The sequence below is a fragment of the Bacteroidota bacterium genome, from assembly GCA_034439655.1.
In the GTDB taxonomy this organism is placed as follows: domain Bacteria; phylum Bacteroidota; class Bacteroidia; order UKL13-3; family UKL13-3; genus CANJUD01.
The window spans coordinates 42,050-66,352 of sequence record JAWXAU010000159.1; the positions used below are offsets into that span (position 1 = coordinate 42,050).

Here is a 24,303-nt window from a genome sequence, read left to right on the forward strand (position 1 = left end):
AACCATTATAATTTTTATAATTGTATATATGATGTTGGAACGGTGTTAATACATCGAAACGCTAAAAGGAAAGATTTCTTTTGTTACAAAGTAATTCCCTAGCTGGCAAGGCGAATGCTTGATTTTAAACGAGATCAAAATGTGGGAATTATGTAATATTTTAAAATGATTATATAGCATTGCTCTCGCGGTACTATCTCACTTTTGTGTCAAGTATCAATATAAGGATTATGGCAAAAAAAGCAATAGACAAAGTTGAAAAAGTGATGCACGAGTTCAAGGAAGGCACTTTAAAATCGGGCAAGGAAGGGGACGGTGGGATTGTAAAAAGCAGAAAGCAAGCAATAGCAATTGGGTTAAGCGAAGCAAGGGAAGCAGGTGCCAATGTACCAAAAAAGAAAAGCAAATAATGCTATGCAGAAGACTAACCCGAAGAAAAAACTCTTCAAAAAACAATCGCAGCCCCATCCAGGCATGGAATACAAAATGGATCCTTTGCCAATATACGACAATGATTTACTAGGAAGCAACAAACTCTTAAACAAAAAATGTATTATTACTGGAGGAGATAGTGGGATAGGAAGAGCAGTGGCTATTGCTTTTGCAAAACAAGGTGCAGACATTGCTATACTTCACCTTGAAAGCGAAAAAAGAGATGCAAATGCTACTGCCAAATATATACAAGAAAAGTATCATAGAAACTGCATTGCTTTGGCCGCTGATATTTCAAAAGAAGGTAATTGTAAAACAGCTATTCACACCCTAATAAAAACATTTCATAGTATAGATGTATTGGTGAACAATGCTGCCGTGCACTATCCTGTTGATGATATTTTAAAAATTACTACCAAACAATTAATCGAAACTTTTTCGGTAAACATTTTTTCAATGTTTTGGCTTACAAAAGCTGTGTTGCCATATATGAAGAAAGGTTCTAATATTATCAATACTACCTCGGTAACAGCCTATCGTGGAAGTGGGGGCCTGTTAGACTATAGTGCCACAAAAGGAGCCATAGTTTCATTTACACGAAGCCTTTCTGCTAATTTAATGGAAAAAGGAATACGGGTGAATGGTGTATCACCTGGCCCAGTGTGGACGCCTTTGGTACCCGCAAGCTTTTCCTCATCCCAAGTGGAAGTATATGGTACTGATACACCTATGAAACGACCAGCTCAGCCCTCGGAAATTGCACCTGCTTATGTGTTTTTGGCAAGTGACGATGCCAGTTATATTTCAGGGCAATTTATACATGTTAACGGTGGCGAAATTATAAACGGATAATATAATAATATATATGAAAGCAATTTGGAAAGGAGCAATCAATTTTGGACTGGTAAATATACCTGTAAAACTATATAGTGCCACCGAGCAAAGTAATCTTGATATGGATATGGTTGATAGCAGAGACATGAGTAAAATTCGTTTTCAACGCGTAAATGAAAATACGGGGAAGGAAGTGAAATGGGAAAATATAGCAAAAGCATATCTGTTAGATGGTGAGTTTATAATGTTAGAGGACGCTGATTTTGAGCAGGCGGCACCCGAAAAAAGTAAAATAATTGAGGTTAACCATTTTATTGATGAAGGTGAAATTGATACCATCTATTTTGAAAATTCATATTATGTGGAACCAGAAAAAAGTGGTGAAAAAGCTTATGCGTTATTGCATGAAGCTCTCGCAAAATCGGGCAAGGTGGGCATTGCTCAGTTTGTGTTGCGGACAGCAGAAACAATAACCGTATTGAAACCACTTAACAATATTTTAGTATTGAGTAAAATACGATTTGCACAAGAAATACGAAGTACAGAAGATTTTAACCTCCCTGCAAAATCTGTGGTGAAGCCCGCTGAACTAAAAATGGCCATCTCACTTATTGAACAATATACAGAACCTTTCAATATTGAAAAATACAAAGATGAGTATGCCAGCGAACTGCTTAAAGTAATCAAAGCCAAAGCCACAGGCAAGAAAATTAGAGGCCCAAAACTAAAAGTAAAATATAATAAAACAGATAACCTCATGGATCAACTCAAAGCTAGTTTATCGAAAAAGAAAGTATCATAACACAATGAGCTTATCACTATATAAAAAGAAAAGGAATTTTGCAAATACACCAGAGCCCGATGCTGCAAAAGGAGTGAAAAAATCGACACTAAGTTTTGTAGTGCAGCGGCATCATGCCTCTAATTTGCACTATGATTTCAGACTAGAAATGGAAGGCGTACTGAAAAGTTGGGCTGTACCTAAAGGTCCTTCCATGGTAGCTGGGGAGAAACGCTTGGCAGTGCTCGTAGAAGACCATCCATTACCTTACGGAAAGTTTTATGGAGAAATACCAAAAGGAAATTACGGGGCGGGCACTGTAGAAATATGGGATGCAGGAACCTATCGCACTATTGAAGAAAGTAGTAATGAAGAAAAAACATTGCTGGCACAGTTATATAAAGGGGATGTGAAATTTATAATAAACGGCAATTATTTACAAGGTGAATTTGCATTGGTACGTATGAATGATGGTGAAAGAAAAAATTGGTTATTGATCAAAAAAAAAGATGGATTTGCACAAAATAATTTTAATATAGAATCATTGCCGCCATTAAAATCAACCAATAAAAAAAAAGTAAAACCTGGCAGCAAGAATATAGCAGTGCCTAAAAAAGCACAACCTCTAAAAGAGGACCCATTCCCAACAGAAGTTATTAAACCAATGTTGGCAAAACTTGGCGAGACCGTAATAGACGATACAGATTGGCTCTATGAAGTAAAGTACGATGGTTATAGGGCAATCGCCAAAATAAATAATGGTAAGGTGGAAATGTTTTCACGCAATGGTAATAATTTCACCAACACTTACCAACTATTGGTAAGTGAATTGGCAACCATTCAAGAAAATATTATTTTGGATGGTGAAATGGTCATAGAAAATAAAAAAGGGGTAAGCGATTTTCAATTATTGCAAAACTATAGTAAAACCAAACAAGGAGTATTAAAGTATTATATATTTGATTTGCTTTATTTGAATGGCCATAGTACCGTTTCGTTAACCTTAAAAGAAAGAAAAGAACTGCTTGAAATGTTCTTTAAGAATTATAATTTTAAGAACATTTACAATTCCGCTTTTCAAATCGGCGATGGTAAAACTTTGTTCAACAAACTTTCTGTGAAGGGTTACGAGGGAATCATTGCAAAAGACCCCGATAGTAGGTACCTACTAGGTAGACGTAGTGAAGCATGGTTAAAAATAAAAGTGACTATGATGCAAGAAGTTGTTATATGTGGGTACACATTGCCACAAAATAGTCGTAAATATTTTGGTTCACTTATACTGGGATTATATGATGGCAAAGTACTAAAATATATTGGAAATTGTGGTACTGGATTTACAGAAGTTTCGCTTAAGGAATTGCATACTTTTTTTGAGAAATTAAAAACCACAGAATGTCCCTTTATTATTCAACCAAAACTTGCAGGTACAAAAGGCAAGCCCGTATGGCTAAAACCTAATTTAGTATGTAATGTCAAATTTTCTGAATGGACACAGAATGAGCACATGCGAGTACCTGTTTTTATGGGTATTCGCACCGATAAAAAAGCGGAGGAAGTTATTAATGAAACTATAAAAACAACAGAAAAAACTAACAGCCAATCCGAAAAAGAAAAAACCATAATTATAGCAGGCAAAAAAGTAAAGTGTACTAATATAACAAAAGTATACTGGCCTGAGCAAGGTTATACCAAAGGCGATTTACTTAATTATTATCAAACAATTTATAAATACCTGCTGCCGTACTTAAAAAACAGGCCGCAATCATTAAATAGGCACCCTAACGGGATTACAGGCCATAATTTTTACCAAAAAGATATGGAAGTAAAGCAATTGCCTGATTGGATTAAAACGGTAAAGTTGTATTCAAAATCGAACAACTCATATATTAACTATTTACTGTGCAATGATGCAGCCACCCTTATTTTAATGGCCAATATGGGCTGCATAGAAATCAACCCATGGCATAGCACCTTTATGAATGTAGATGAACCTGATTATATGATCCTTGATTTAGACCCGGGTAATATTTCATTTGTGGATGTAGTTGATACTGCTTTGGTGATACAAGAAATATGTACTGAAATACAAATTCCTTCTTATTGTAAAACAAGTGGTGCCACGGGTTTACATATTTATATTCCACTGGGAGCCAAATATAATTACGCCGAAGTAAAAATATTTGCAGAATTATTAGCGGTTATTACTCACAGCAGGCTACCACATACTACAAGTATTGAACGTTCAGTGGCAAAACGTCCAGATAAAATATATATAGATTTTTTACAAAACAGGAAAGGGCAAACAATAGCAGCCCCCTACAGTATTCGTCCCAAAAATTTTGCAACTGTTTCTACCCCGCTTTTATGGAAAGAAGTGAATCATAAATTAACGCCTGAAAAGTTCACGATAAAAAATACAGAAAAGCGATTGCAAAAAATGGGAGATTTGTGGCAGCCTGTTTTAAAAAAAGGGATCATACTTGCCAAAGCACTGAAATTAATCGAGAAGTTATAAATTACTATATAGTTTTGAATAGCAATTGTATTATAATACATTCAACACTTGTTCCTTCACTTTCTCTAGTTCATCCTTCATTCCCACCACCAGTTGTTGTATTTCAAAATGGTTTGCTTTGCTACCCATTGTATTTATTTCGCGTAGCATCTCTTGGGCAATAAAACCAAGCTTCTTCCCTGATTCGGCTTCATCAATATTTTGTAAAAAATAATTTAAGTGTTGTTGCAAACGTGTTTTTTCTTCTGCAATATCTAGCTTTTCTATATAATATATAATCTCTTGCTCCAAGCGGTTATTGTCTATATTCTCGGGCAATATATATTTGTTGAGTTGTGTTTGTATTTTTTCTCTTACGGCAATTAATCGGGCTGGCTCAAAAGTAGCAACTTTATCCAATTTTTGTTGAAGGTTATTGATACACTCTTTCAAATGGTTCTCGATAGTTTTTCCTTCATCAGCCCTAAAAATATTGAGACTGGCACATGCTTCCAAAATTAATTTTTCGGTGAGAATCCAATCTTGCTCAGCAAGTTCACGGTCGTTGGGCACTAGCACTTCGGGCAAAGTGAGTACTTGGTTATATATACCTTTGGCTTCAAAATTCATATTTTTGGTTGCCTCTCGTATCTCTTTTATATAATTTGCCAGTACCGCCCCATTAATGGTATTTGCAAGCGATGCTTCCGATTTATATTGCCAAGTTATATTGCATTGTATGGTGCCACGCACTATTTGTTGGTTCAACATATTCCGTACTTGCAATTCTTTGGAAGAAAGCAAGCGAGGCAACCTGAGGTTAAATTCTGCGAACTTCCCGTTGAGGGTTTTAATCTCTACTTTGGCATGTAGTTTTTCGCTTTCGAACCTAGCAAGGCCATATCCAGTCATGGATTTTATCATACTGTAGCTTTTTTATATAATTTATTATTTACCAAAAACACTCCTGCAAAAATAAGTAAGGTATACCCTGCTTTTTCTAGCGTCATTTTATCTTCTCCAGCCATTTCTGCAAGTAAGGTGGTCAATACTGGCTGCAAATATATATAACTTCCCACCAAACTAGAACTTCCATGCCTTAATGACCATGCATTGAGCAGATAGGTAACAAAGGAAGAAGCTATAATAATAAATGCGATATATATCCAGATTTGTGAAGGGATTTGTTCCCATTTTACTTCAGAAATTTCAACAAGGCCAAAGGGCAACACAAATATACTTCCATATAGAAATGTCCATTTAGAAACTGTGATGGGATTGTATTTCGACATTAAAGGACGGGAGTATACCAAATAGAAAGAATATATAATAGCATTTATTGTTATCATTAAATCGCCGGCTGCTGTTTCGCTGCTGAATTTTAAATCGGGACCAGCTATTAATAAAGTAGCACCTGTGGTGGCAATTAATACACCTGCTAGTTTGCCTAATGTGAGCTTCTCTGTTCCATATATAGCGGCCACTATCACCACAAATATGGGTGTACAAGTCATTAAAACCGCACCATTGATAGGCACTGTATTGGCAAGCCCTTTAAAGAACAATAACATATTTGCCCCAACCCCAAACACGCTGCAAATAATAAATTTGATATGGTCTTTTTTGTCAACTATTTTTTCCTTAACAAATAACTGGTGAATTAAGAGATATAATAATGCTGATACGGAAACTCGCAACAAAATGAAACCAAAAGGATGAATATATACATTCATTACCTTGCGGGCAATAATAAATGTAACGGCATATATAAGTGCTACAACAAATAAGGCCAAGTGGACTTTTATAGAAGTGCTTTTAGAAATCAAGCCACGAAAATCGGTGAAAATTCGTATAAAATACCATTTCTTAAACTATAATAGTTCTACGCCAACGGCGGATTTCCGTATTAGAATGGTAATGCCGAACTACATCCCGAAAGCCCTTTCGGTATAATACCAAAACCCTTGTGTATGTTTTTATTTGGTGGTGATATCGGGCGTTCGCCGCGACGAACACCCGATTCTTAAATTACAAAATAGCTTTATCAGTTACAAACTCATCAACCAGTTCTTTGATGATGCCGTCTTTGAGACCCACATTGGGGGCATATATTTTTTTGATGCCTGCCCATTTCATGATGGAAAGATATATTTTCAAAGCAGGCTCTATCACATCTGCTCGGTCAGGATTTAGCTTTAATTTATAGATACGCTCTTTCATGGTATGGTCTTTAATCATATTGCTTAAAGATTTCAACTTTTCAAAACTGACTGAATCACGGTCGCCAATACCCAGCATACGCAGCGATTTATTGATATTCCCTCCTGTTCCGACTGCCATAAGCGATTTCAAATTTTTTGAATTAGATACAACCCAATTATGCATTTTGTCCCATTCTTCATCAGTTACATTGCCATATAATAAACGAACCGTACCAATATTGAACGACTGAGAATATACAGGTTCACGGTCATGGATAATCGTAATTTCAGTACTGCCGCCACCTACATCAATATTTAAAAAATCGCCATCCTTAGGGAAGAAGTCCATGACAGACTCTAAAATTAACTTTGATTCTTCATTGCCATCAATGATTTCTATATGGATACCTGTTTCCTTTTCGATACGTTCCACAACCTCTCGTCCATTTTTAGAATCACGCATGGCCGATGTGGCACAAGCCCTATAATGCGATACATGGTGTACCTCCATTAACAGTGCAAATGACTGTATGGTTTTAAGTAATTGGACTTCTTTTACCTCCCCAATAAACTTTTGACTGAACACATCATCGCCCAAACGGAGAGGTACACGGATAAATTCGGCACGCTTCAATTGTGTGCTACCGTTTTGCATTACCCTGTTAATGATAAGCCTGACGGCGTTTGAGCCAATATCTATGCCTGCAAGTTTCAAATTATATATGATGAAAATATGAACTGCAAAAATGGTTGATATATGTTAAATCTATGTGAACAAACTATCAACGGATTTTGGGCCTCTAAGGGTTTTATTATTTGTCGCCGAGCAGATAAGATGTAAACCATTGAATGATTTATCGAAATCTTCAGAGCGTTTTTTCAAAAACTAAACCCAATACAAAAGCAGCATTTATTACTAAAAAGATAATACCAATGTTATTAAAATAATATAATTTGTTGAGTGGGTCCTTTATTTTATAAATACCCCAAACTCCTATAATTAATAAAAACAAGCATATTAATAACCCGGCTAGTTCAAAAGCAAAAGGCAATGCAACACTAGGGAACCAAAGAGTCAAATATAATAATAATAGACTTCTTTGTACTTGCTTTATATTGGGGTTTTCTATATTCCTAAGTGATATTATTGCTGCTACAATAAAAGGAATACTGGTAAATAAATTCACTGCGATTAACCAATCTCCCCATGCAAAAGGATTGAAAAAATAATAGCTTACTAAAGTTATAGATACCGAAGCTAACCCTGTAATATTAATCCAACTTATAATTTTTACCGACAGCTTCATTTTTCAGTAGTCAAATAGTTTATAACTTTTACGTGATTAGAATTTATATAATACTATAATCAGCTACAAATACTGCAAACTACAAGCTCTCAGCTGTCAACTCAATGAAACACCAACACCTTACCCACCTTATGTTGAAACGCGTCACTCGTATTTGCGAAGATGAGATACACCCCTGTATGAACACGCTCGCCTTTAAAATTTTTGATATCCCAAGTGGCAATGCCACCGCTTGATTGTATCTCGTTTACGATGTTTCCTACAGCATCTGTTATCTTGATATTAGAATTATCGATGAGTCCTTTAATAGTTACATTGCCATGATAGTTAGAGTTTACGGGATTGGGAAATATAACAAGACTATCATAGTTTTCTGCACCTTGGTTGGCATCACCTTTTACAGATACCATTCCTTTGTCGGTAGATATAAATACCTCGCCAGTGGTAGGATTCACGCCAATACGTGATACAAAATTAGATATAAGCGGGCTATTGTCTTTGGTATAATTTTTCAATATTTTCTGTCCATCGGCACTAATCAAATATGCCCCATTTCGTGTGCCCACCCACTTGCGATTTGCAGGATCAACAGCTACACAGTTTACCACATCCTCCCCAAAAAGCCATTGCGGTTTGCCATTTACTGTTATCACAATTCGCTGTGCATCGAAATTGGTTTTTGTAGAAAATATATTGCCCGGTGAATAAAAAACTACCAAGCCTTTTTTGGTGGCCACCCACATATTGCCCTCTCTATCTTTGGCTACCTGCGATACTTCCAAATCGGGCAATAGCCCGCCCCCTACATCAGTTCCCAATAATTTGGAACGTGGTGGCCCGGGATTATTATTATTATTACCTTCGTCGAAAACTATGATACCTTTTCCGCGTGGTGCAACCATCCATTTTTGGCCAAGATCGTCGAGAACAATATCTACAAATACATCGGATATACCTGATAAGGAACCTAAATTATATGATTCCCATTTATAGTTGGTATCCATTTTTACTATTACATCCTTAGTGCCGGGATTTGAAATCCAAAGGTTTCCTTTGTCATCGAAAGTGAGACCACTAATTTGAAAAATAGAATAGGTGCCTAGTTTTAAACTATCCAATTTACACCCATTAACTCCAGGAATAAATGCTTGCGTTACTTTGTTGTTCACCATCTCAATTAACCCATACCCGAATGAGCCGATATATACTTTTTTGTTAAATGGATTCACGGCTATTTTATAAAAGTCACGCATATTATCCATGATAGGATCGGGCTGTGTATAGTTTATCCATTTCTCACCGTCGTAAAGCGAGAAACGATCATTCCCATATAATGGCGAAAATATTTGGTTAGGACCCGTGGAGGCCGTCCACAGGTTAGTTTCATCGAAGCACATATCGGTTAGCCTTTTGCTTGTGGGGCCATTGGGAGAGATAAACCCCAAGTTTCCATTCGCTTGATATACGATTAACCCGTACGCATAGTCAGCTATATAAATATCGTCATTCTTTATTTGAATAACATGCCTTTTTTGTACTTCCACAATTGCTTTAACCAAGCTTTTGTTTTTTAATATTATAATACTATCACCTTTGTTCACAATCAAACTACCATAGTTACTTTCCAAACTATATAACAGACTTTTTCCTATACTATAATAGTTGCTAAAAACACCATTAGCATAAGTTTGGAGTGTACTATCTACGCCAACTACAATTGTGTTTTCATGATTAATTATATGTGAACAGCCACCCCCTTGGTATATATACTTCCACTGATGGTAATCGGCTAGGTTAGGTGAAAGGATAGATGCGGATATGATACCCGTAGGAGTAGCGGCAAATATTGAATCCTCTTTGATGGTTAGCGAATTTATTTCTACCGAACTTCCTCCCTGTCCTAAATTTTCATACGATTCCGATATTTCGCGTTTATCTAAATCGAATCGAACAATACCAAAACTACATGACAGATAAGCAAAATTCTTATGATAATATATATGATTTATTTGTTTCTTACCAATAATAGGTGTTTTTAAAATATCGGGGTAATGTGAAACATTCTCGTTTTCTATAATATCAATATTGGTATTAGCATAAGCAACCAAGAATAATTTTTTGCCCTCATTGTATCTTATCAGTGTAGCCTCCGTTTCTCCCAGTCCTTCCACAGTGGTAAAAGTGCGAACTGTATTATAGGTGGGGTCATAAATAAAAAGACCGCTATTGGTTGCAGCCCACACCTCACCACTTCCCTCGGTTACATTGTTTACATGCGTAAAAGGCATGTGGGCTTTCCATGTTCCAATTCTCTGTGCTGCCACATTGCCCAAAAAAAACATGCACAAAATGTATAAATTTATTCTTCTCATTATTTACAAGATTTCAGAATCTCCAATTTGGTTGCAAATTACCACGAAGTTTTGTCAAAAAAAACTTAATTGTTCAAACAGTCAAGTTGTTAAAAATCACTGCATCGCAACAATTTTTTGCAAAAGCACCTTCGCTATATTTTCATAACTTTGGGCACTCCAACCGCCCACATGGGGCGTAAAAACACAATTGGGGTGATTGATTAAATAATCAAAACGCTGTTTTTCTGCGTGGCTGAGTATATGCAAATTCTCGTTTTCAAACACGTCCAAGCAGCACCCAATTATTTTTCCTGATACTAAATTTTCGACCAAAGCATTTGTGTCTACAACGCCCCCCCTACTCAAGTTCATGAGTATCATATTTTTTTTGAAGGATTTGATAAATTGATCGTTCGCATAATGCTTGGTTTCGGCATTAAGTGGTATATGAAATGATATAATATCTGCTTGTTCAAAAATAGTTTCTAAATTACCCGCTTTTATATAATTATTTTCTGTAATATCTATATACTTATCGTAGGCCAAAACATTTACCCCAAAGCCCGATAGCATACTGGCAAAGGCTTTTCCTGTATAACCATAACCAATAATTCCAATGGTTTGATGTTGCAATTCGATACCCTCATTTCCATAACGATCGATTATATATTTTCGTACTTGCGAATCACCCCAATTTATACGGTGCAATAGGCTCAATAACATTCCTACAGCATGTTCACCTAAAGAATTTGCATTGGCTCCTGCAGCATGTATACAAGCAATATGGTGTTGTTGTGCATACAGTTCATCCACATTGTCCATCCCTGCACCAGCACGGGCTATAAATTTTAACTGGCTTGCATTGGCCAATAATTCTGCATTGATATTGGTTTTTGAACGAACTACAATACCTTCATAATTTTGTATAGTTTCTATAATCTGTTCTCTGGAAATGTTAGGTTCATAATCTACTTCAAATCCTTTTTCCAGCAAGCCTTCCTGCATGCATGGGTGCATTTTTTCGATGATAAGTATTTTCATTATTGAGCATTTAATGGAGCTGCCAATTGACTCCTCCTACGCAGCAAATTTCCAAATACATAATCTTGCAAAATCATCCCTTCCTTATTACCGTTCTTAAATGCATAATACCGATCGGTATCATACTTCGATGCCTGCATACTTATGGGGTCAAACTGTGCCTTGGTACGATCACTCACGTGCTTGGCATGTATTCTTAGCACATCTGGCTTATGGTCATTTTGCGTAACAGTCAATATTACCATAGGTTTTGACTTATATATAGAGTCCATGTTTTCTATAGTAGTTTCAGCACCAAAAGCTTCGGCTGAAACACCTTCGCCCTTTTTGCCATTGAAAAATCCTTTGATATAATATATAAAGCCAGAATCAATTTTTGTAGTAATGGTTGGCGATATAGTATATGTTGAATTGTGGTAATCTACCTCATACGATTCGGCCATATTATCTGGGAATTCCAGTTTAACAGATTGTATATTGTCTGGTTTAATTCGGAACACCATCCGGTTACGCCATCGTTTCAAATCGGTATGAAACTGTGGATTGAGGATGCCTTCAAAGCCTGGCACTTCTACTACAAATGGTTCCGACGAACCTGCCAAAAGCATATAAGTACCGTTGCCTTGCGAGTTGCCCTGACTTATAAAATAGGTCTTGAAAATTTGATTACTTTTATATACTTCTACTTTTGTGTGCGAGACCGAAATTAATTTAATAACGCTTTCCATTTGACTTTGAGGAATGGGGGTTTTAACCTGAAGCTTTTGCAAAGTTTCGAACATTTGGTCTAAGTATGCCGAATTCGCTTCATAGGTTTTATTCACCATCCATATTCCATTTATATTTTCGAGCAAAATATCTTTACCGTTTTTTTCTACCAAATATATTTTATTGATTCCCGAAGTATCCTTAATGGCAAAATCTTTTAATGCCTTATTCCCAAAAAACCAACCTTGCTTATTGCCCCAAAAGGCAACACAAAGTAGTGCAATAAATACGAGGAGGATTATTATAGTTTTGTTCATTTTTTTGTGAGTTGTGGGTTGCTAGATGTGGGTTGTGAGTTGTGAGTCCCGATAACTATCGGGTTGCTGTCGCCTTATGGTCTCGCAACTCACAACTATATAACGTTCAAACTAAGTATTGCGTTGCTTTCTAATAAAATTATTGATATAACCAAATATAACAACCAGTAAAATAGGGAATACAATATTGAACCATTGGTACTGGCTTTTATATAATTTTATTTTTTCGCGGTCGAGGGGTCTTATCTCTACCTTTTTACTGCGGGCATCCATCAATTTTGTTCCCTCCACCAAGTATTCAATGCAGTTCATCAGAAATTTTTTATTACCGTATGTTTTAGGTATTTGGTCCGTATTGTCAAAGCCTAAGGGTACTATTTCATTACCCCGTTGTACCAATACTTTATTTTTTATAATATCACCGTCCGATATAATAATCATGCGATTGTCGTCTATCTGATTTTTATAGCCTAGCAGTTTGGTAATGCTATCATTACCATAGTTTTTAAATATAGAATTGAACTTGCCTTCTAATAAAACCGCAATTGGTAAAAATTCACTTCGATACAATATCATATCTTGCTGCTTAACCAAACTACCCTCAATGCTTAATAAAACTGGGGCTTGCAAGGTAGTAGCATGATCGCTCGAGCGTAGCAAAACGGTTTTTGTCACCCCTTCGCGACTCACCGTATCAAGTGTGCCACTAAACATGCCAGCTACGGGTTCTAAATTGCGAACAATTGGGTGTTCACTTTGTGTAAAATATAATGGAGCAAAAGTCCAAGGTTTAAACACAGGGCGTGTGCCCCCATTGGCCAGTTTTTCGGTGAGTTGGATACGGGTACATGCAAGGTCTTTGAGTAATACTGAATTTAAACGCACGCCATATCTAAACAACATTTCTTCTAAACCAGTGTTCACAATGGGTGCAAAGGTTTGTCCGCGGCTTTTGAGGCTATCCATTTCGGCTCTAACGTTTTCTACCAACATCAATAGTTTGCCGCCATGCATCACATATTGATCGAGTTTGGACAAATCATAATTCTCGAATAGTGAATCGGGTTTTGCTACAATCAAGCAAGCATACTTATTAAGTTCTGCTGCTGGAAAATCACTAATCCGAATTCTTTCTACATCATAATAATCACTGAGCTCATTGGTAAGACTGGCGGTATAATCCTTTCCCAACTCTCCATGCCCCACAGTATATGCAATTTTTTTCTTTTTAATGTTTACACATTTTTTCAAGGCATTGCTTATATCATATTCTAAATTTTCGATGCTTTGGTTAAGGGCAATTTCTGCCGGCATTCCAAACTGTTCACGTAAAAAATTCATAGGAAATTCCTTGGTGCCTTTAAATGAAACTAAGGCTCCAGGGAAAATAGTTTTGCGAGAAAATTCATTCTCTTGGTCTACTTGCAAGGAAGTGGGTTTCAACCCCAAATCGATTAATTGTTGCATACGTGAATGCCGCTCCTGCTTTTCTTCCACAGTGCCCGAGGAGTCCATGATTTCGGTATTGGGATCTATAAACTCGTACTGTATTTTTCCATTAGAATAGCTTTGAAATTCATCTAATGTTTCTTTCAATGATTGTTGTAAGCGTTTGAAACGTGCATCAAAATCGCCTTCTAAAAATATTTTAAAATATACTACATCGGGAAGCGAGGCTGCAATTTCTTTGGATGAATTTGATAAAGTAAAACGTTTCTCTTTGGTTAAGTCCAGCCTAATAAAATTGGTAGTCGCCACAAAGTTGAGCAATACCAATAGTATACCCACCAGAGTGATTTCTATAATAGCTTGCTTCTTGTAATTTTTCATATACTAATTACCATTTCCTACTTCCAAACACCGTTTTACTTCCCCATAAAAACATCACAATCACACTTACAAAGTATAATATATCTCTACTATCCACCAAGCCCACACTTATATTTTTATAATGGGTTTCTATACTGAACCATTCTACCAATCTATCATAAGTACCGAATAATTTGAAGTCGCTCAACAGGCTGAAACCTTGATATAGGAAGAAGCACAGGAACATGGAAACCAAAAAACTCACAATCTGGTTATCAGTAATTGCACTTCCAAAAATTCCGATGGAAGCATATACAGCACCCAAAAAAAACAAACCTATATAACTTCCCATAATAGCTCCCGTATCGAGGTTTCCTACTGGGTTTGAAAGTTTGTATACTGATACATAAAATATAATAGTGGGTATTAATGAAAATAAAACCAACACTACCGAAGCGAAATATTTTGCCAATACAATTTGCCAATCCGTAAGCGGTTTGGTGGTGAGCAATTCTATAGTTCCTGATTTTTTTTCTTCGCTAAAACTCCGCATGGTGATAGCCGAAATCAAAAATATAAATACCCAAGGTGCAATATTGAATAGCGTGTCCAGATTGGCATAACCGCCATCGAAAACATTATAACCTGGAAAAACCCACATAAATAATCCGATAGCCAATAAAAAAACTATAATAACCACATAGGCTATAAGCGAACTTAAAAAACTCCTGATTTCTTTTACAAAAACACTATACATTTTTTACTGATCTTTTTTTGTCAGGGTTTTAAATACGTCTTCCAATTTTTGCTTTTCCAGACTTAATCCTAGTAAATTCATATTGTTTTCGTAGGCTGCTTTATTTATTTGTTCGCGTATATCTTTATCGCAAATAAGTCTGTATTGGTTGCTTTGAAGTCTTGTTATACTCTTTACGCCACCCATTTTTTTGAGTATATTATCATTAATTTCTTTTCCAAACTCTACTATAATAATATACTCTTCTATCTCTTGCTTGCCAAGGTTTTCAGTAAGGTCATCCGCTACTATTTTTCCTTGATTTATAATAATAACTCGCTTGCACATGGCTTGTACTTCTTGCATAATATGTGTAGAAAGTATTACAGTGCGGTCTCTTCCAATTTCTTGAATAAGGTTGCGAATATCTACTATTTGATTAGGGTCGAGACCCGAGGTAGGTTCGTCCAAAATCAATACTTTGGGATTGTGCAGCATGGATTGTGCGAGACCCACACGTTGCCTATAACCTTTGGAAAGTTGCCCAATTTTTTTATGTGCTTCAGGAGTTAGCCCCACATTGCTGATCATTTCCTCCACACGCTTTTTCGCTGTTTTTCCCAATCCGTGAATTTGTGCCATAAACCTTAAATATTCACGCACATACATATCGGTATATAAGGGGTTCAATTCGGGTAAATACCCAATGACTTTGCGAACCTCCAGTGGCTTTTCTGTAATACTAAAATTGCAAACTGTGGCAGTGCCCGATGTTGGGGGAATATAACACGTCAGCATTTTCATGGTAGTCGATTTGCCAGCTCCGTTAGGCCCTAAAAAACCAAGTACTTCACCCGGTTTAGCCTCGAACGATATAGAATCTACGGCCTTTTGGGTGCCATAGTGTTTGCTCAAATTTTCTACAATAATCGACATGCTGTTTTTGTTCGTTGCAAAAATACAGGTTTCTATCAGTTATACCGATATGGTATCTGTTTTAGAAATTTGTTTTCTAACAGATACACAGTCGGCATTACCATTCTATGCAACAAAAAAAGCAAAAATATTTTTTGTTGCAAGAATTGGTATTACTTTGCAGCCCACATGATTTTTTTGTACGACTGTTTCATCGCCCTGTATTCTTTAGTAGCCAAACTAATGGCTATAGCAGGCCACAAAAAGGCCAAGCTATGGGTAGAAGGAAGAGCTGGGGATAGAGAAGAATTTAAAAAGTATGCACTACAGCAGTCTCCCCTCAGGGATTCGCCGCGGCGAATAGTGGGGCAAAGCCACCAAACTCTCTGGTTCCACTTCGCTAGTCTCGGTGAGTATGAGCAAGGTCGACCTGTTATGGAGAAATTAAAATCGGAGCGAAAGAATATAAAAATAGTTGCCACTTTTTTCTCGCCCTCGGGATATGAATATTGTAAAGATACCCAACTCATAGATTATAAATTTTATTTACCTGCCGACATAGAATCAAATGCGAAAAAATTTGTGGAATTTATTAATCCCAGTGAAGTTTTTTTTATCAAATATGAATTTTGGTATCACTACCTGCATATATTAAAAGAGAAGAAGATTCCTGTATATTTGGTGTCGGGATTATTCCGTCGCAAGCAAGTATTTTTTAAATGGTATGGTGGACTTCACAGAAAAATGTTGTCCTGTTTTACCCACTTTTTTGTGCAGAATGAAAGTGCTCAAAAACTATTACAATCATTGAACTATAATAATGTAACAGTAACAGGAGATACCCGATACGACCGCTGTTTGCAGATAGCCGATACACCTTATATAAATGATATTATTAAAGACTTTATCGGACAAAATTTTTGTTTGGTTGCTGGTAGTACTTGGACAGAGGATGAGAATATAATTTTAAATCATACAGATAAGTTCAAAATTATTTTAGCACCACACGATATATCGCGTTCTGAAAGTTTATATAAACAGTTTAGCGATTCGGTACTATTTTCACAGTACAATAATAATTCTGATAAAAACATATTAATCATCGACAATATTGGCATGCTTGCTAATATATATCGCTTTGCAAGTATTGCTTATGTAGGCGGGGCATTTGGTAGTGGTTTGCATAATATTATAGAACCATTGTCGCATGGAAAACCTGTAATTCTCGGACCTAAAACTGATAAGTTTCCTGAGGCGGCAGAAGCCATTAATGCAGGAGTAGCTCATCAAATAGAAATGGCAGACGAATTATATATCATCGCAGAAAAATATATCAGTAATGACACGTATTTACAGCAACAACAAAACAGGGCAAAACAATTTGCAGTAGGAAATAAAGGGGCTGCTGAAAAGATTTTGAGAGGACTGTACTAACCTCCTAATACTGCCCCGTCCTCAACAATACCAAGGTACAAGCCTCCATATATGCTATACCATTTTCATCGAGAAAACTATATAATTCTTCGTTTTCTGTTCCTGGATTAAATATAATACGTTTGGGTTTTAGCTGCAGCAAATCATTATAATACTGCTTTTGTATTTGAGGATTTATATACAATGTTACGGTATCAAAATTATCGTTTTCCGGAAATTCGTTAATGAAACGAACGCCATCAATTTCATCTTTTTTTATACTGAGCAAAACCACCTCATGTCCATGGCTACGCAACAGTTTAAAAGCCTTATAGGCATATCGTTCGGGATTGGGGCTTGCACCTATTAGTAATACTTTTTCCATTTCACAAAAATAAATCTTAACATTGCAAGTTAAATGGAAGAAATCATAATACCCTCCGAAAAACTGCACCGCTTTGTGGTTCAAGTATTTGAACATGTCGGTTTTTCTGTTGATCATGCCACAGAAAGTGCAGATGCACTTTTGGACGCCGATTTACGCGGAATCGACTCACATGGTGTCGCCCGTTTATCGGGTTATTTGCGATTACTGGAATCAGGCCGTGCCAATGCAAAACCAAATATATATATAACGCGTGAAACACCTTCTACCGCTAATATCGACGCCGATTTGGCTTTAGGTTTAGTGTCTGGAACTTATGCCATGCAAGTAGCGATACAAAAAGCAAAAAATGTAGGAACCTCATGGGTAACTGTTCATAACTCAAATCATTTTGGAATTGCTGCACACCATGCCATGAAAGCTTTACCACACGATATGATAGGAATTGCGATGACGAATGCGAGTCCACTTGTTGCACCCGCAGGCAGCAAACAACGAATGCTTGGAACCAATCCGATGTGCTTTGCATTTCCTGCACACAATCAAAATCCCGTTGTGGTTGATACTGCAACTTCCGCAGCCGCAAATGGAAAATTGGAAATTGCACAACGCAAGAATAAATCTGTGCCCAAGGGCTGGGTACAAACTGCAGATGGCGAAAATACAACCGATGCCAATGCGTTAAAAAATAAAGGTTCCTTGCTGCCTTTGGGCAGTTTTGAAGAGTTGGGCTATCATAAAGGTTACGCTTTGGGAGCAGTGGTTGATATATTTTCTGGCGTATTGGGAGGTGCGAATTTTGGCCCTTTTGTTCCACCCTTTGTCAGTTTTTTGCCTGTATTGCCCAATGCCCCCGGCAAAGGAATCGGGCATATATTTGGAGTGATACGTGTGGATGCTTTCCAAGAGTTGGATGACTATTATAAAAATATGGATTTGTGGATTGAAACATTTAAAAAGTCAACTCCAATTAATATAGAAAAACCTGTTTTAATTCCTGGCGAACCAGAGCATAATAATGCGGAGTATCGTATGCTATATGGAATCCCCTTACATAAATTAGTATATGATGATTTGGTGGAAATAGGAGAGAAGTATGATATAGAAGGAATAAGGAAGGAATAAGGAGTAAGGAGTAAGGAGTAAGGCCATACGGCAGATGGCATGCCCACTTGCTCCTTACTCCTTACCCCTTACTCCTAAAATAAAAATATAAAATTCAAAACATGAAAATAGCATTAGTCGGTTACGGTAAATTATCCAAAATAGTTGAACAAGTTGCAAAAGAACGTGGACATGAAATTGGGTTGATTATTAACTCACAAAATTTGCATGAATTTACCCAAGAAAATATATCAAAATGCGAGGTGGTTATCGAACTTAGCACTCCCGAAAATGCATTTGATAATATATTAAGATGTATAGATTTTAAAATACCTGTGGTGAGCGGAACTACTGGGTGGTACACGCATTTGCATGATGCAGAAAAATATTGTGTAGAACAAAACGCTTGTATGCTTACGGCAACTAATTTTAGTCCGGGCGTGAATATATTTTTTAAAATTAATGAACAGTTGGCAGGATATATAAACAAATTAAAAGACTATCATATATCTATCGACGAAATACATCATATACATAAAAAAGATCATCCAAGTGGAACAGCTTCTACATTGGCTGCGGGAATTTTTGCAAACCACAAGGACTATCATACTATCAAAGCTTCTTTGGAAAATGAAAGTATGGAAATAAATTCAGGAGAATTGTCCATTTTAAGCAGACGAGATGGTGAAGTTCCTGGAACACATCAGGTGAATTATGATAGTGCTATTGATTCCATTCAAATTACGCACACCGCCCATAACCGCAATGGCTTTGCACTGGGAGCTGTTTTGGCGGCTGAGTATATATATAATAAGCAAGGGGTTTATTATATGAGTGATGTTTTGGGCTTGTAACAATACTCATTAGAAGCAGAATATTTTAACCACAGTGTTACACAGAGTTGGGCACAGAGTTTCACTGAGGGGGACAGCTTGTTAGACTTTCCACACCAATTCGTGCAAAGTTTCTTCATAAAGAAATGGTGGGGTTGCCTTATTCTCAAATAACTTTGCACCATCATGGCAAAATCAACTTATAACGAAGACAGCATACGCTCGCTCGACTGGAAAGAGCACATACGCCTAAGGCCGGGCATGTATATAGGCAAACTGGGCGATGGCTCAGCAATGGATGACGGTATTTATGTGCTAGTAAAAGAAATCATTGACAACAGTATAGACGAGCATGTAATGGGCAATGGTAAAACCATAGAAATCACTATATCTGACCACAAAGTAATGGTTCGTGACTTTGGCCGCGGTATCCCATTGGGCAAGGTGATAGACTGTGTAAGCAAAATTAATACAGGTGGGAAATATGATAGCAAGGCTTTCCAAAAAGCAGTGGGACTGAATGGTGTGGGAACAAAAGCGGTGAATGCCTTGTCGGCTTATTTTAAAGTGCAAAGTGTGAGAGATGGCCGTACTAAAATTGTTGAATTTGAACGCGGTGTTATACTAAAAGACCACAAGGAAGCAAAGACCACGGAGGAAAATGGAACTATTATAACTTTTACACCCGATGAAACCATCTTTAAAAACTATAGATTTATTCCCGAGTTTTTAGAGAATCAAATTAAGAATTATGCATACCTAAATGCAGGCCTTGCACTATATTATAATAAACAAAAATTCCAATCAAAGAATGGGTTATTAGATTTGATGACGGAAAAAACGAATGAAGATACGAACCGTTATCCCATTATACATTTGAAAGGCGATGATATAGAAGTTGCCTTTACGCATGCCGACCAATATGGTGAAGAGTATTATGCATTTGTAAATGGACAGCATACAACCCAAGGTGGAACACATCTATCAGCTTTTCGTGAGGCGATGGTGAAAACCATTCGTGAGTTTTATAAAAAAGATTTTGAGGCTGCCGATGTTCGTGCATCTATTATAGCTGCAATTTCCGTAAGAGTGCAAGAGCCAGTGTTCGAAAGTCAAACAAAAACCAAACTAGGTTCGCAAAATATAGCACACGATGGGCCAACAGTTAAAATGTTTGTAAACGATTTTCTCAAAAAAGCACTAGATGACTTCTTGCATAAAAACCCTTCGGTAGCAGATGCTCTACAGAAAAAAATAATGCAGAGTGAACGCGAACGCAAAGATATGGCAGGCATTAAAAAATTGGCCAATGAGCGTGCAAAAAAAGCAAATCTTCATAATAAAAAATTACGCGATTGCCGTTTTCATTTGGGCGAGGAGAGTGATGACAAAACGATGGAAACTACTTTGTTTATTACCGAGGGCGACTCGGCTAGTGGCTCGCTCACCAAAAGTCGCAAAGTAGAAACACAAGCTGTATTTAGTTTGCGTGGCAAGCCTTTGAATTGTTACGGGCTTACTAAAAAAGTAGTATATGAAAACGAAGAATTTAATTTATTACAACATGCACTTAATATAGAAGATGGTATTGAAGGTTTGCGTTATAACCGCATAGTAGTAGCCACCGATGCCGATGTGGATGGAATGCATATACGTTTGTTGTTGCTCACTTTTTTCTTACAATTTTTTCCTGATATTGTTCGCAACGGACATGTATTTATTTTGGAAACACCATTGTTCAGGGTAAGGAATAAACAAAAAACTATATATTGTTATGATGAAGCAGAAAAGCAAGTTGCCATGACGGAGCTTGGCAGCAAGCCTGAGATAACGCGTTTCAAAGGACTGGGAGAAATATCTCCGGGCGAGTTTGAGCAGTTCATTGGTGACCACATGCGATTGGTTCCTGTATTCTTAAAATCAGATTCTAATATACAAAAAATGCTCGAATACTTTATGGGCAAAAACACACCTGACAGGCAAACATTTATTATAGATAATTTGCGTGTGGAATTGGATGATTTGGTGGAGGCATAGTGACTGCTGATATCCCCAGTTTTGAATTTTGAATTGAATAAAGGGGAGCAACTTCAGCTACATTCACATAAATTTGTACCATATAAAATTAATTAATTTATGAGGTCAATTATAATTATACTTTTAGTTTACCTAACACTAGTAGGTTGTTCAAATGGAAAAATAGATTATAGGAAAACTAAAAACGGATGTATAGTTTTTAATTCAAGTGATGACTATGCCAAGGATAGCCTTAAAGAGCACAAGGAAGAACCGAATACTGTCAGAATTCTTTCTGAAGAAGAAAAAATATTTGAAGATAAGCAAAAAGAATCATCTGAAGCATATTTAGTCAACACCTCGAAATCTCATATAATATCATTTACTGTAAAGTTTCTTCGGAGGATACTGCGGATGAGTCACAAACAGTAGTATATAATTTGAATCCAGGTCAAGAAAATTCTTTGGGTTGCAGCATGTTTTGGGAATTTGGGTCAGAGAAAATTTTAAAAAGAAAGTTTGAAATCGTAGGGGAGGTAATAGATAAATAATATATGCCAAACACCTTTTCACAAAAATATATTCAGGTTGTGTTTACAGGGAAGTACAGGGAAGCTTTAATTGATTTAGCTTGGGAGGAAAGATTATATAATACCGACACTCAATATATAATAGTCCAAAAGAAAGGGACTAATCCCCCCGCATCCCGATAATTATCGGGATTAAGCGGGGCTTTCGTGATGTAGTTCGGTATTACCATTCTAAAAACTAAATCCGCCACAGGCGGAGAACTATTTTAGTTTAAGAATTGGTATAAATATATAACAGGTATATCAAAACAAAGAAAACATTCTTATTGCATAAAAACTTGGTGAAATTAAATGTTGATCTCGCTTTTTTGTTATCATATATATATATATCACTATATTTGTAGTAATTATAATAAAAATTTAATGCGAAAATTATATATAGACATTGACGGAATTATCCTCGCATCCCGACCAACTAAAGTGGCAAATTTTGCAATCCCTTTTATACATTACATCATCGAAAATTTCGATTGCTATTGGCTAACAACGCACTGCAAAGGTAATACAACGAATGTGATGAGGTATTTGAAAAAGTATTTCGATGAGGATACAATGAAACTGTTGATGAAAATAAAACCCACAAATTGGAAAAATTTAAAAACAGAAGCAATAGATTTTACAACTGATTTTATATGGATAGAAGATAATCCTTTGGAAGAAGAACGAGCTATATTAAAAAAGCACTATGCGGAGAAAAAAGTATTACTATTGGAAGAAAAAAATCCTGATGCCTTATTGCAATTAATATCAACTTTTAGAAAATTCAATAGCTAATCGTTATAATATAATAACCATGGAAAATCAAAAACTACCATTGCCTCCATTTACTTTGGAAACTGCTCTTCAAAAAATAAAAATGGCTGAAGATGCTTGGAATAGCAAAGACCCAGAGCGTGTATGTATGGCTTATACCATTGATACCGAATGGAGAAATCGGAAGGAATTTATTAATGGCCGTGAAGAAGTAAAAGCATTTTTAAAACGCAAATGGGAAGCAGAGAAACATTATAAACTTAAAAAAGAATTGTGGGCATTTAGAGAAAATAGAATCGCAGTTCGTTTTGAATATGAATACCAAGACGCTAACGGGCAATGGTGGCGGGCCTATGGCAATGAAAATTGGGAGTTTGATGAAAATGGTTTCATGGCAAAAAGATATGCCAGCATTAATGATTTAGCTATTAATGAAACTGACAGAAAATTATTGTAATTTATTATATTAAATAGCTTGATGAAATATACACCGACACTAAGCAAAATTACTATATATCCGGTAAAATCACTCGATGGGATTTCCTTACAGAAAGCGGTGGTGACGCATGGTGGGTGCCTGTTGCATGATAGAGAATATGCAATTACAAATGAGGAAGGAAACTATATTATTGGTAAGTCTAATCCATTAGTGCATAGCCTACGAACGGAATTCGATTTAGAAAACAGTATCATATCTTTTCGACGTCAAAATGAAAGCATTGTAAGTCAATTTAATTTAACGAATGAACGCTCGCTAATTGAAAAATATCTTTCTGATTATTTTGGAGAATATATAAAATTTCACCAAAATAAAACTGGGCGTTTTTTGGATATACCCGATTTAAGTGGTGTTACAGTTATTTCGAATAGTAGTCTCGAAACTGTTTCATCATGGTATAATAATTTAGATGTGGAGGAAGCTAGAAGAAGATTTAGAGCAACATTAGAAATAGCGAATGTACCTGCTTTTTGGGAGGATTATTTATTCACTGCTGACGGTTCCCGTGTTGAATTTAAAATAGGAGAGGTTACCATACAAGGGGTGAATCCCCGAGCGAGATGTGTCGTCCCAACCCGTCATCCGCTTACAGGTGAGGTTTTATTTGGATTCCCAAAAATATTTGCTAAACATCGTGCAGAAACTTTGCCAGTGTGGTCAGCATTAGAATCGCACGGGCATTATTATCATTTATCGGTTGATTGTTATATCGCTCCTTCTGAAATTGGCAAATCATTATCGGTAGGAGATGAATTGAGAATAGGGTAAACCGCAGTCT

23 protein-coding genes are annotated in these 24,303 nt (G+C 36.5%); 12 read left to right on the plus strand and 11 right to left on the minus strand.

Translation table 11 applies throughout. From position 1 onward, the window contains the following. Positions 1–230: 230 nt before the first annotated feature. Genes SGJ10_11735 through ligD form a run of 4 tightly spaced genes read left to right on the plus strand, consistent with a single transcriptional unit; the run spans position 231 to position 4,565 of the window. Complete coding sequence (locus tag SGJ10_11735; protein MDZ4758790.1) at positions 231–410, plus strand: DUF6496 domain-containing protein; 180 nt, start codon at positions 231–233, stop codon at positions 408–410. Between the two features lie 4 nt (positions 411–414). Continuing rightward, positions 415–1,284 (plus strand): SDR family oxidoreductase, encoded by an 870-nt coding sequence (locus SGJ10_11740; protein ID MDZ4758791.1) that lies wholly within the window; start codon positions 415–417, stop codon positions 1,282–1,284. Between the two features lie 13 nt (positions 1,285–1,297). After that, entirely contained in the window at positions 1,298–2,068 is a 771-nt protein-coding gene (locus tag SGJ10_11745) for a Ku protein (GenBank protein MDZ4758792.1), read from the plus strand. 4 nt (positions 2,069–2,072) lie between these two features. Beyond that, entirely contained in the window at positions 2,073–4,565 is a 2,493-nt protein-coding gene (gene ligD, locus SGJ10_11750; GenBank protein MDZ4758793.1) for a DNA ligase D, read from the plus strand. Positions 4,566–4,595: 30 nt separating this feature from the next. Here the strand turns inward: ligD and SGJ10_11755 are convergent, their stop codons facing one another. The 10 genes from SGJ10_11755 to gldA form a co-directional block, all read right to left on the minus strand. Continuing rightward, positions 4,596–5,468, minus strand: coding sequence for a YicC/YloC family endoribonuclease (locus SGJ10_11755; GenBank protein ID MDZ4758794.1), 873 nt, complete (start codon positions 5,466–5,468; stop codon positions 4,596–4,598). Further along, on the minus strand, positions 5,465–6,337 hold the full coding sequence (locus SGJ10_11760; protein MDZ4758795.1) for a DMT family transporter: 873 nt from the start codon (positions 6,335–6,337) through the stop codon (positions 5,465–5,467). Before SGJ10_11760 ends, SGJ10_11755 begins: the two co-directional genes overlap by 4 nt. A 235-nt stretch (positions 6,338–6,572) precedes the next feature. Beyond that, positions 6,573–7,400: an exopolyphosphatase gene (locus tag SGJ10_11765; GenBank protein ID MDZ4758796.1), complete on the minus strand. Its 828-nt coding sequence runs from the start codon at positions 7,398–7,400 to the stop codon at positions 6,573–6,575. 211 nt (positions 7,401–7,611) lie between these two features. Then, positions 7,612–8,052 (minus strand): hypothetical protein, encoded by a 441-nt coding sequence (locus SGJ10_11770; GenBank protein MDZ4758797.1) that lies wholly within the window; start codon positions 8,050–8,052, stop codon positions 7,612–7,614. A 101-nt stretch (positions 8,053–8,153) separates the two neighbouring features. Further along, on the minus strand, positions 8,154–10,424 hold the full coding sequence (locus tag SGJ10_11775; GenBank protein MDZ4758798.1) for a two-component regulator propeller domain-containing protein: 2,271 nt from the start codon (positions 10,422–10,424) through the stop codon (positions 8,154–8,156). Between the two features lie 96 nt (positions 10,425–10,520). Further along, positions 10,521–11,447, minus strand: coding sequence for an NAD(P)-dependent oxidoreductase (locus tag SGJ10_11780; GenBank protein MDZ4758799.1), 927 nt, complete (start codon positions 11,445–11,447; stop codon positions 10,521–10,523). Further along, positions 11,447–12,472 (minus strand): DUF4340 domain-containing protein, encoded by a 1,026-nt coding sequence (locus SGJ10_11785; protein MDZ4758800.1) that lies wholly within the window; start codon positions 12,470–12,472, stop codon positions 11,447–11,449. Before SGJ10_11785 ends, SGJ10_11780 begins: the two co-directional genes overlap by 1 nt. Positions 12,473–12,583: 111 nt before the next feature. Further along, on the minus strand, positions 12,584–14,302 hold the full coding sequence (gene gldG, locus SGJ10_11790) for a gliding motility-associated ABC transporter substrate-binding protein GldG (GenBank protein ID MDZ4758801.1): 1,719 nt from the start codon (positions 14,300–14,302) through the stop codon (positions 12,584–12,586). 7 nt (positions 14,303–14,309) lie between these two features. After that, complete coding sequence (gldF, locus tag SGJ10_11795) at positions 14,310–15,038, minus strand: gliding motility-associated ABC transporter permease subunit GldF (GenBank protein MDZ4758802.1); 729 nt, start codon at positions 15,036–15,038, stop codon at positions 14,310–14,312. A gap of 3 nt (positions 15,039–15,041) precedes the next feature. Further along, a complete protein-coding gene (gldA, locus tag SGJ10_11800) occupies positions 15,042–15,953 on the minus strand; it encodes a gliding motility-associated ABC transporter ATP-binding subunit GldA (protein MDZ4758803.1) in 912 nt (303 codons plus the stop codon). Between the two features lie 168 nt (positions 15,954–16,121). Between gldA and SGJ10_11805 the strand changes: the two genes are divergently transcribed. Continuing rightward, complete coding sequence (locus tag SGJ10_11805; protein MDZ4758804.1) at positions 16,122–17,366, plus strand: glycosyltransferase N-terminal domain-containing protein; 1,245 nt, start codon at positions 16,122–16,124, stop codon at positions 17,364–17,366. Positions 17,367–17,370: 4 nt separating this feature from the next. On the opposite strand, the gene SGJ10_11810 is transcribed toward SGJ10_11805, so the two are convergent. Beyond that, positions 17,371–17,730, minus strand: coding sequence for a CoA-binding protein (locus SGJ10_11810; protein ID MDZ4758805.1), 360 nt, complete (start codon positions 17,728–17,730; stop codon positions 17,371–17,373). 33 nt (positions 17,731–17,763) lie between these two features. Here SGJ10_11810 and SGJ10_11815 point away from each other — a divergent pair, with 33 nt between their 5' ends. The 7 genes from SGJ10_11815 to SGJ10_11845 all read left to right on the plus strand — a co-directional run bounded on the left by SGJ10_11815 (position 17,764) and on the right by SGJ10_11845 (position 24,293). Beyond that, the gene (locus SGJ10_11815; protein ID MDZ4758806.1) at positions 17,764–18,855 is read left to right on the plus strand and encodes an Ldh family oxidoreductase; all 1,092 of its coding nucleotides are present in this window, start codon (positions 17,764–17,766) and stop codon (positions 18,853–18,855) included. A 101-nt stretch (positions 18,856–18,956) separates the two neighbouring features. Then, the gene (dapB, locus tag SGJ10_11820) at positions 18,957–19,688 is read left to right on the plus strand and encodes a 4-hydroxy-tetrahydrodipicolinate reductase (GenBank protein MDZ4758807.1); all 732 of its coding nucleotides are present in this window, start codon (positions 18,957–18,959) and stop codon (positions 19,686–19,688) included. 165 nt (positions 19,689–19,853) lie between these two features. Continuing rightward, positions 19,854–21,704, plus strand: a complete 1,851-nt coding sequence (locus tag SGJ10_11825) for a DNA topoisomerase IV subunit B (GenBank protein MDZ4758808.1) — start codon at positions 19,854–19,856, stop codon at positions 21,702–21,704. A gap of 99 nt (positions 21,705–21,803) precedes the next feature. Beyond that, on the plus strand, positions 21,804–22,115 hold the full coding sequence (locus SGJ10_11830; protein ID MDZ4758809.1) for a hypothetical protein: 312 nt from the start codon (positions 21,804–21,806) through the stop codon (positions 22,113–22,115). A gap of 521 nt (positions 22,116–22,636) precedes the next feature. After that, complete coding sequence (locus SGJ10_11835) at positions 22,637–23,047, plus strand: hypothetical protein (protein MDZ4758810.1); 411 nt, start codon at positions 22,637–22,639, stop codon at positions 23,045–23,047. A 19-nt stretch (positions 23,048–23,066) separates the two neighbouring features. Further along, positions 23,067–23,483, plus strand: a complete 417-nt coding sequence (locus tag SGJ10_11840; GenBank protein MDZ4758811.1) for a nuclear transport factor 2 family protein — start codon at positions 23,067–23,069, stop codon at positions 23,481–23,483. Positions 23,484–23,504: 21 nt separating this feature from the next. After that, positions 23,505–24,293: an MOSC N-terminal beta barrel domain-containing protein gene (locus tag SGJ10_11845; GenBank protein MDZ4758812.1), complete on the plus strand. Its 789-nt coding sequence runs from the start codon at positions 23,505–23,507 to the stop codon at positions 24,291–24,293. Positions 24,294–24,303 lie beyond the last annotated feature (10 nt).

Excerpts from the sequence above, each read along its gene's own strand:
- SGJ10_11735 (MDZ4758790.1), top strand. The coding sequence starts at position 231 with ATGGCAAAAAAAGCAATAGACAAAGTTGAAAAAGTGATGCACGAGTTC.
- SGJ10_11740 (MDZ4758791.1), top strand. The coding sequence starts at position 415 with ATGCAGAAGACTAACCCGAAGAAAAAACTCTTCAAAAAACAATCGCAG.
- SGJ10_11745 (MDZ4758792.1), top strand. The coding sequence starts at position 1,298 with ATGAAAGCAATTTGGAAAGGAGCAATCAATTTTGGACTGGTAAATATA.
- ligD (MDZ4758793.1), top strand. The coding sequence starts at position 2,073 with ATGAGCTTATCACTATATAAAAAGAAAAGGAATTTTGCAAATACACCA.
- SGJ10_11755 (MDZ4758794.1), bottom strand. The coding sequence starts at position 5,468 with ATGATAAAATCCATGACTGGATATGGCCTTGCTAGGTTCGAAAGCGAA.
- SGJ10_11765 (MDZ4758796.1), bottom strand. The coding sequence starts at position 7,400 with ATGCAAAACGGTAGCACACAATTGAAGCGTGCCGAATTTATCCGTGTA.
- SGJ10_11770 (MDZ4758797.1), bottom strand. The coding sequence starts at position 8,052 with ATGAAGCTGTCGGTAAAAATTATAAGTTGGATTAATATTACAGGGTTA.
- SGJ10_11775 (MDZ4758798.1), bottom strand. The coding sequence starts at position 10,424 with ATGAGAAGAATAAATTTATACATTTTGTGCATGTTTTTTTTGGGCAAT.
- SGJ10_11780 (MDZ4758799.1), bottom strand. The coding sequence starts at position 11,447 with ATGAAAATACTTATCATCGAAAAAATGCACCCATGCATGCAGGAAGGC.
- SGJ10_11785 (MDZ4758800.1), bottom strand. The coding sequence starts at position 12,472 with ATGAACAAAACTATAATAATCCTCCTCGTATTTATTGCACTACTTTGT.
- gldG (MDZ4758801.1), bottom strand. The coding sequence starts at position 14,302 with ATGAAAAATTACAAGAAGCAAGCTATTATAGAAATCACTCTGGTGGGT.
- gldF (MDZ4758802.1), bottom strand. The coding sequence starts at position 15,038 with ATGTATAGTGTTTTTGTAAAAGAAATCAGGAGTTTTTTAAGTTCGCTT.
- gldA (MDZ4758803.1), bottom strand. The coding sequence starts at position 15,953 with ATGTCGATTATTGTAGAAAATTTGAGCAAACACTATGGCACCCAAAAG.
- SGJ10_11805 (MDZ4758804.1), top strand. The coding sequence starts at position 16,122 with ATGATTTTTTTGTACGACTGTTTCATCGCCCTGTATTCTTTAGTAGCC.
- SGJ10_11810 (MDZ4758805.1), bottom strand. The coding sequence starts at position 17,730 with ATGGAAAAAGTATTACTAATAGGTGCAAGCCCCAATCCCGAACGATAT.
- SGJ10_11815 (MDZ4758806.1), top strand. The coding sequence starts at position 17,764 with ATGGAAGAAATCATAATACCCTCCGAAAAACTGCACCGCTTTGTGGTT.
- dapB (MDZ4758807.1), top strand. The coding sequence starts at position 18,957 with ATGAAAATAGCATTAGTCGGTTACGGTAAATTATCCAAAATAGTTGAA.
- SGJ10_11825 (MDZ4758808.1), top strand. The coding sequence starts at position 19,854 with ATGGCAAAATCAACTTATAACGAAGACAGCATACGCTCGCTCGACTGG.
- SGJ10_11830 (MDZ4758809.1), top strand. The coding sequence starts at position 21,804 with ATGAGGTCAATTATAATTATACTTTTAGTTTACCTAACACTAGTAGGT.
- SGJ10_11835 (MDZ4758810.1), top strand. The coding sequence starts at position 22,637 with ATGCGAAAATTATATATAGACATTGACGGAATTATCCTCGCATCCCGA.
- SGJ10_11840 (MDZ4758811.1), top strand. The coding sequence starts at position 23,067 with ATGGAAAATCAAAAACTACCATTGCCTCCATTTACTTTGGAAACTGCT.
- SGJ10_11845 (MDZ4758812.1), top strand. The coding sequence starts at position 23,505 with ATGAAATATACACCGACACTAAGCAAAATTACTATATATCCGGTAAAA.